Raw genomic sequence first — 7,778 nt, 5'->3', positions numbered from 1 at the left:
TGACATATTGTCATTCAGTTTTCAATGTTCATCTCAATAAAATCAATCTTTTCAATCATATCTTTTCTGAGAAGAAATGTCAATGATTTCTTAAGATTACTTTATTTATTTTAAAGTGTTTTTATAATGTTTGCAAGGGTAATTTTTACACTCGCTTAACAATTAAATTAAATACTTTACAATCGCTTTTCAGCGACTTTTATATAATATCAATTTCATGTTTTTAAGTCAACATTTAAATTGAATTATTTTTTAATTTTGTGAACAGCTAATTCGTAGCTCACAAAGAAATATTCTAGCACGATTTCTAAATTTTGCAATAGAAAAATCACACAAAAACAAAATTTGTTTCTGTGTGATCAGTATACCTTTGGTTAAATTACATTGAGATACTATTTTTGAGTACTGGCTATAACTTTTCTGGCGATTGATGTATAAATTTCTCCTAAACGATCTTCAGGCTGATAAATAGATGGTGAAAAATCTTTAGGGTTCCACGTAGGTTGTTCAAGAGGCAACTCTCCAAATAGCTGTGTTTCTAATTCATCAGCAAGTTTAGTACCTCCACCTTTACCAAATACATATTCCTTATTACCAGTTTCTTTACTTTCGAAATAACTCATATTTTCGATTACACCTAAAATAGAGTGTTCTGTATGTTTAGCCATAGCTCCAGCTCTAGCTGCTACAAACGCTGCTGTAGGGTGCGGAGTAGTAACTATGATCTCTTTACTAGAAGGTAGCATTGAATGTACATCTAAGGCTACATCTCCAGTGCCAGGTGGTAAATCAAGTAAAAGATAATCTAAATCTCCCCATTGAACCTCTGTAAAGAAATTAGTAAGCATTTTTCCTAACATTGGACCTCTCCAAATAACAGGTGCGTTTTCCTCTACAAAGAAAGCCATTGAAATAACTTTAACGCCATGACGTTCAACCGGAATAATTTCTTTGCCATCTACTCCCGGTCTTTCATCAATCCCCATCATATCTGGAACGCTGAAACCATAAATATCAGCATCTACGAGTCCAACTTTTTTACCTTCTCTTGCCAAAGCTACAGCTAGATTAACAGCTACAGTTGATTTACCTACGCCACCTTTACCGGAAGCAATTGCAATAAATTCAACTGGATTATTTTGAGAAAGTAAACCTTCAATTGTTTTAGGTTTTTCTGTTCCTTTACCACGATACTTTTCTACTGTCTCCGGTGGTAATTCTTCAAAACGAATACCTACTGTATTAGCACCGTTTTCTTTTAGAGCTTTTACAATTGCCATTTGTAAATCTAATTGTGGTTGTCCCCCTAATTGAGCCATTGCAACTTTAACACTAACGTGCTCAATATCTTCTTTGATGGTAACGTTAACTATACCATCAGTTTCTTTCAAAGGTACATCAATAATTGGGTCTTTTAATGCACCTACTATTTCTTCAACTTGATTTACCGTTAACAAAGTAAATCCCCCTTAAATATAATAATTTATCTACATAATAACAAAAGTTATTCGATTACGTAGTTTATCTTTTTTATTATAAGTCTTTTTTTATTATAAAAAAAGAAGTTAGCCCATAATAATAGGCTAACTTCATATATAATTTAGACTTCTCTCATATTTTGAGATTTTCTATTAGGTTCTTTAATAAATAACGCAAATAAGAATGCAACAACAACAAAACCTGTAACTAGAGCGAATGAAACATCAACTCCGGCAGCAACACTTTGTCTATGTAATAATTCTTTACTAGCATGTGCAGACGAGGATGGCCCAATCCATTTCGAACCAATACTCATAAACGTTACCATTAATGCAGTTCCTAATGAACCAGCCATCACACGACCAAAGTTCATAATAGCAGTACCGTGTGAAATATCTTTATTGTCTAATGCATTAATACCAGTTGTATTAATAGGCATCATTAGTAGAGAAACAGCAAACATCCTAATCGCATAAATGACAATAAGATAAATATAAGATGTGTCTGCTTTTAAGAAACAAAGCAATAATGTGCAAATCGTTAATAAGCTAAAACCAGCATATATTAATGGTCTCGGTCCATATTTATCATAAAAACGTCCAGTAAATACTGACATTATTCCATTTATAATCGCACCAGGCATAATCACTAAACCTGATAACAACGCAGATAAACCTAAAGCGTTTTGTACATATAGAGGGATAAGTAGTGCAGGTCCAACCATAGATAACATAATAATCATTGATGTAATTGTACTGAAACAAAAGATTCTACCTTTAAATACATTGAGGTTAAGTAATGGGTTGGAAATCGTTAGTTGTCTTCTAACAAATATTGAGATAATAATAATACTTATGATTAACGATCCTATAACTATCGGATTAGAAAAACCTAAATTTCCAGCACTACTAAATGCATACAGCATAATACCAAAACCTATAGTCGAGTATACAACAGAGCGTTTATCTAATTTTGAATCCTTCGTTTCGTTATAACTAGAAATAGAAATTAAACCAAAGATAAAAGCAATTAAGGCGATACCGACTATAATAATAAATGGCACTCTCCAACTTGCATTATCAATGATTAAGCCTGTGAATGTAGGTCCAATAGCTGGAGCGAACTGTATGACTAAACCAGCTAGTCCCATAGCAAAGCCACGATGTTCTTTGGAGAATAAAGTGAAAAGTGTAAATTGCATTAAAGGCATCAACACACCGGCGCCTATTGCTTGAATAACTCTTGCTGTCATCAACACACCAAAATTAGGCGCAACCGCAGCTACAATTGACCCTAATAAAAATGTACCCATAGCTCCTAAATATAAAGGTCTAGTTTTAACTCTATCCATTAGGAAAGCTGTAAGTGGTATCATGACACCATTTACAAGCATAAATCCAGTAATTAGCCATTGGGAAGTGCTTTCATCAATTTTTAATTCTCGCATAATGTGAGGTAAAGCAGTGTTGAGTAAAGTTTGATTTAAAATTGCTACAAACGCACTCACTAACATCACTGCTACAATTAAATTCCGCTTCGTTTTGGGTAAATCGATACTAGACATGAACGTTTACTCCTTTATTATTTTTATAACAGTGTTATATTCAATCAAATTATAATTAGCAAAGCAAAATAAATGCTTAATTACTATTTCTTGTTATTCAAGTTTTCACTTTCAGGATAAAATATCTCCTTACAAATAAATAGAAATCCTATGATTAACATAATTACCCAAAATTGAATATTAATATATACATAGTGAATATGTACTATAAAATAAAACATCACTGTCGTTACTATATAAGAAATAAGATGAAATGTAATACCCTGAAAATAAGGATTGTTAGGCAATTTCTTCTTAAAGTAGTCCATTAAATGCTCAACAGCAAAAAGAGTAAAATATCCCAATACTATATAACTACCATAGTAAAACAAATTGTCATAAAATCCTTTATTGTAGCCAAAATAACCTAAATGAAAAAATATTAAAATCCTACTTAACCCATATAATCCAAAACCAAGAAATGTTAAGAATATCGCCCCGGATAATACAAAAATAGCGAGAACAATAAGTGTTACAGCTAAATTATAAAATTTATTTTTAAAGAATTTCATCACTCATTGTCCTCCCCTCTTTTTTAATACATATTTATAGTATCACGTATTCATCACCTTATAAAATTTAAAAACGCCTACTCTTATAGTAGACGTTTTTTGTATTTGAAAACCTTTTTAATTATTAAAATTTGAAGTTTTATTAGATTTATAAAATAAAATCCACATCATTGACAAGCAAATTGAAATGACGGCAATCAAACCTAATACATTGTGTAGATGAGTGCCGAATAAACCTGATTTTAAAGTATACATATATCCCATAATTGTAGAACCTACAGATGAACCTAAGTTTTTAGTTAATGCATAAAATGACATCATCTTCTTCATATTTCTAGGAGAGCTTTCCTCTTGTACAATCACGCTATCTTTAGTGTATACATATCCAAAACTAAGTCCAGCAAAGATAACTGAAAATGCTATCAACAATGGCACTTTCATGCCAAATAAAATAATAACACTGCAAATTAAGAGAACTGTAAACGCACTAATATATAATGCTTTTCTAGTAAAGTTTGCTTCAATCTTCGCTAAATTAAAATTTAATATAATCCATGCAACTGATAGTGGTAAAATAACAAACCCACTTTGAAGAGGTGATAAACCTAATTGTTCTTGTAAATATACTGGTATATACAGGTTATATCCTATTAATGACATAGCTATAAATAAATCAGTAATGAAAGCAAGCATTATCGATCTATTAAACTCATTAGTCGGAAGAAATGGATTATTTTGTTTTTGTTCTATTTTAAACAAGCCAATCAATACTAATAAAGCCAAGATGATTGCAATAATATTGAGATATAAATGTTGTTGATTTAATAATCCAAACATAAGCAATGCTATAAATATATAAAAGATTGATAATCCTTTCACATCAAAGTGTGTTTGATTACCATGTTCTTCCTCTGGAAAATGAAATGTCATTAGTACTAATACAATAGCAATAATTGCTATAGGTATATTAATAAAGAACAGCCAGTGCCATGTCGCAAATTCTAAAATCGCACCACCGAGTATGGGTCCAATGATACTGGAAATTCCCCAAACACTACCTACAATTCCCATAATTTTATATCTTAAAGGAATTTCAAACGCTAGTTTAGGGACTATCTGAGATAAAGACATCATGACCCCTGCCCCAAAACCTTGAATCATTCTTGAGATAATTAAAAAAGTAAATGTTTCACTTAAACCTGACATCAAACTACCAATTGCAAATAAAGAAACACCTGCAACGGCAATATATAATATCTTAAAACGAGATAACAGCTCACCTACAATAGGGTTAGCTATGACCAAAGCAATAAAATAAACAGTAAAAACTAAAGATACTAAATTACCTGCATGTAAATTTATCTTAATTGTTGGTAAGGCTAGAGATATAATAGATGTCTCAATTGCAGCCATAAACATGATTAGTATCAATGCGGTTACTGTTAATATCGACCTAAACTTCATTTATATTTACTCCTTTTGTTCTATCTATTTCGAACCCTTAAAATATTAATACGATGATGTTTAGTTCGCAATCATGCAATAGTATTAATTTTCTAGGTTAAAATAAAACGGCAGAGCCATTTAAACTCTACCGTAAACTTACTTTACATAAAATATAATATCCCTATCATGTGTAAAACCGATGCAATCACAATAAAAATATGCCATATCATATGAAAATAAGGTCTATTCTTTTGCGCGTAAAACCAGGCTCCTATTGTATAAGAAAGGCCACCCAGGAATATAAATAAAATAAATAACCAAGAGGTGCGCATGATAATCACTGGTATAAATATCACACCAACCCATCCCATCACTAGGTAAACAATAAGACTGAGCTTATGATTAACTTTCGTAGCAATGGATTTATATAATATTCCCCATAATGTAGTCCCCCATAAAAATAGGGTCACTACCCATCCTATCCATCCACCTACTATAGTAAGTAATACTGGCGTATAAGTACCTGAAATAGCTACGTAAATCATGCTATGATCGATAATACGTAAAATATACTTATGAGCTGTATAATTCTGCATAGAATGATAAATAGTTGAAGAAATAAACATCATAAAAATACTAATAATATAAATAGACACACTTACCGATTCCAATGTGCCACCATGATTGTAGCTATGAACAGCTGCATAAGGTAATACAAACAATGTTAATAATGCAGCCGCACCATGTGAGGCTGCATTACCTATTTCCTCGCCAAAAGATAAGGGAATGATGTCCTTAAATGATTCAACTACCGATGCTTTTTTATGCTTAGATGTATGAGACATCTATTCCACCACCTTTTATTTAAATCAAACTCATACGTTTTAAATCTTCTGTAGCAGTTTCCACACTATCTTTACCTACTTTATTTTTCAGTGGTGAAAACTCCTCTTCTCTAGGAACTTGTAATGTAACAAAACTTGTTCCATATTTGAAAATATCGAAATAAAACAATTCAAATTTTAATGTTGGTAGCTCTACAACGCCAAAGTCTTCATCTAGTTGTTTTAATTTTTTAATAGCTAAATGATATGGTAGTTCCCTATCTACTGCACTTTTAATATAGGCCAGTTTAAATGCATGGATACCAATATTAGCATTATCAAAATCATTGGCTACTTCGGGATCCAATTCTGAATACTCAAGAACTGTATCTTTACTATCAATGTTGACTAAACGTCCAACACTCTCTCCATGTTTAGGTTGAATTGTTTTAGATGTAACATCTTTATTATTACTTACAGTGTAACCAGCAAATAATGGATCTAAGACTTTCACAAGAACATTGTCAATATTATTTAAGAAGATATATTTTACATGATCCTTTTCCATTTTATCTAAGTATCCAGCCTCTTTAAGAGATTTAAATACTCCACCATTACCATTTGGTGTTTCCATAATATGACCATCTCTGTTAAGTACAAGTTTGCCGTCTTCACCTAAGGCTACAATATTTGCTTGTTTAAAGAAATGTACATGTTCTGGATCATAATCAAAATATTGATGTTTCTTAAAATACTCTATTGTTTCATTATGATTTATATCACTAGTCATTATATACCAATTAATTGTATGACCCGTTTGATTCTTTAAATTAATGAGTTGGCGAGCCTGTAACTCAAATAAACTTACACCCTCAATTTCAAAAGAACCTTTAGGCCCTTTATAACCTAATCGCGTTCCTTGACCGCCAGCCATAAGAAGTACCGCGAATTCACCATTTCTAATCGCTTCATAACCCTTTTGTTCATATGTATGCTTATCTTCATCAGAAAGTTGAGATTTCACTTCATACTTAACTTCTGATACCGATGATACATCATCTATTGATTTTCTATTAACATATAAATCATGATATAGTTTTTGAATTCCTTCTAAATCAAGCTCATCAACTTTATTTTCAAGTGCATCTTTTTCATTATTACTCATTAATTTTTCATATTCATACAAATGCTCTTGGTTATATTTCTCCAATTGGTTTTTATCTAACATGATTACTCTCCTTATGTATAAATGATTCAAAGAATTAATTTAGCCACTGTAACATAAATTCATTAAAAAAGGGTTGAAACAACGTGTATACTGTTCCAAAGCTAAAAGCTGTAGCTAAAGATAAATCAACTAATCCGCCTGTTTTAAAATGAAGCGGCGATACAACATTCAATGGTAAGGGATAGAATAATTTAACCCCTTTAGGTGTTAATATATCTAGTATAACATGTGAAGCTATTCCAATAACAATTGCAACCATATAATACATGGGTGTTTGAATTAAGTACAGTAAAAAACCAATGATAATGATGAAAGCAAGAGAGTGAGTAAATGTCCTATGGCCAAATAGAAGCCTAATAACAAAACTTAAAACTCTGAAACGTCTTCCAATTTTACTTTGGGTATGACATATGTCTGGCAATAGGCTTGCTAGAGTTGATAATACCAATATAGTGACTGAAGTAAATAAATCAGTATGAAAATATTGAGTTGTCAAAGCTCCTGTTAAAGCCCCACAGGAGGCATGTGTTTTACCTGTCATTTCTAGTTCTCCTTTTCAAAACATTTTAACACACAATTACATATAAAGCGAACATACTTTCGTATTAACATTTTATTAGTATGACATATTATATTCAAAAGTATCACATAAATCCTTGAAAACGATTTCAAAATAATTTATGATG

The 7,778-nt window shown here is 31.4% G+C and carries 7 protein-coding genes; all 7 read right to left on the bottom strand.

Going from position 1 to position 7,778, the window contains the following annotated elements:
- Positions 1-392 precede the first annotated feature (392 nt).
- Positions 393-1,457 (bottom strand): Mrp/NBP35 family ATP-binding protein, encoded by a 1,065-nt coding sequence (locus HMPREF2642_RS01035; protein ID WP_002432308.1) that lies wholly within the window; start codon positions 1,455-1,457, stop codon positions 393-395.
- A 143-nt stretch (positions 1,458-1,600) separates the two neighbouring features.
- Entirely contained in the window at positions 1,601-3,043 is a 1,443-nt protein-coding gene (locus tag HMPREF2642_RS01030) for an MDR family MFS transporter (protein WP_049428187.1), read from the bottom strand.
- Positions 3,044-3,126: 83 nt separating this feature from the next.
- Positions 3,127-3,594, bottom strand: coding sequence for a SepA family multidrug efflux transporter (locus tag HMPREF2642_RS01025; RefSeq protein WP_002432814.1), 468 nt, complete (start codon positions 3,592-3,594; stop codon positions 3,127-3,129).
- A 117-nt stretch (positions 3,595-3,711) separates the two neighbouring features.
- The gene (sdrM, locus tag HMPREF2642_RS01020; RefSeq protein ID WP_049428190.1) at positions 3,712-5,058 is read right to left on the bottom strand and encodes a multidrug efflux MFS transporter SdrM; all 1,347 of its coding nucleotides are present in this window, start codon (positions 5,056-5,058) and stop codon (positions 3,712-3,714) included.
- A gap of 143 nt (positions 5,059-5,201) precedes the next feature.
- A complete protein-coding gene (locus HMPREF2642_RS01015) occupies positions 5,202-5,885 on the bottom strand; it encodes a PAQR family membrane homeostasis protein TrhA (RefSeq protein WP_002432569.1) in 684 nt (227 codons plus the stop codon).
- A gap of 19 nt (positions 5,886-5,904) precedes the next feature.
- Positions 5,905-7,092 (bottom strand): UTP--glucose-1-phosphate uridylyltransferase, encoded by a 1,188-nt coding sequence (locus HMPREF2642_RS01010; protein ID WP_023351325.1) that lies wholly within the window; start codon positions 7,090-7,092, stop codon positions 5,905-5,907.
- Between the two features lie 34 nt (positions 7,093-7,126).
- Complete coding sequence (locus HMPREF2642_RS01005; protein WP_002432512.1) at positions 7,127-7,633, bottom strand: metal-dependent hydrolase; 507 nt, start codon at positions 7,631-7,633, stop codon at positions 7,127-7,129.
- Positions 7,634-7,778 lie beyond the last annotated feature (145 nt).

The organism is Staphylococcus sp. HMSC055A09, assembly GCF_001809655.1.
In the GTDB taxonomy this organism is placed as follows: Bacteria; Bacillota; Bacilli; order Staphylococcales; family Staphylococcaceae; genus Staphylococcus; species Staphylococcus capitis.
The sequence above is the reverse complement of the archived record's forward strand: the minus strand, read 5'-3'. Positions and strand labels throughout refer to the sequence as shown.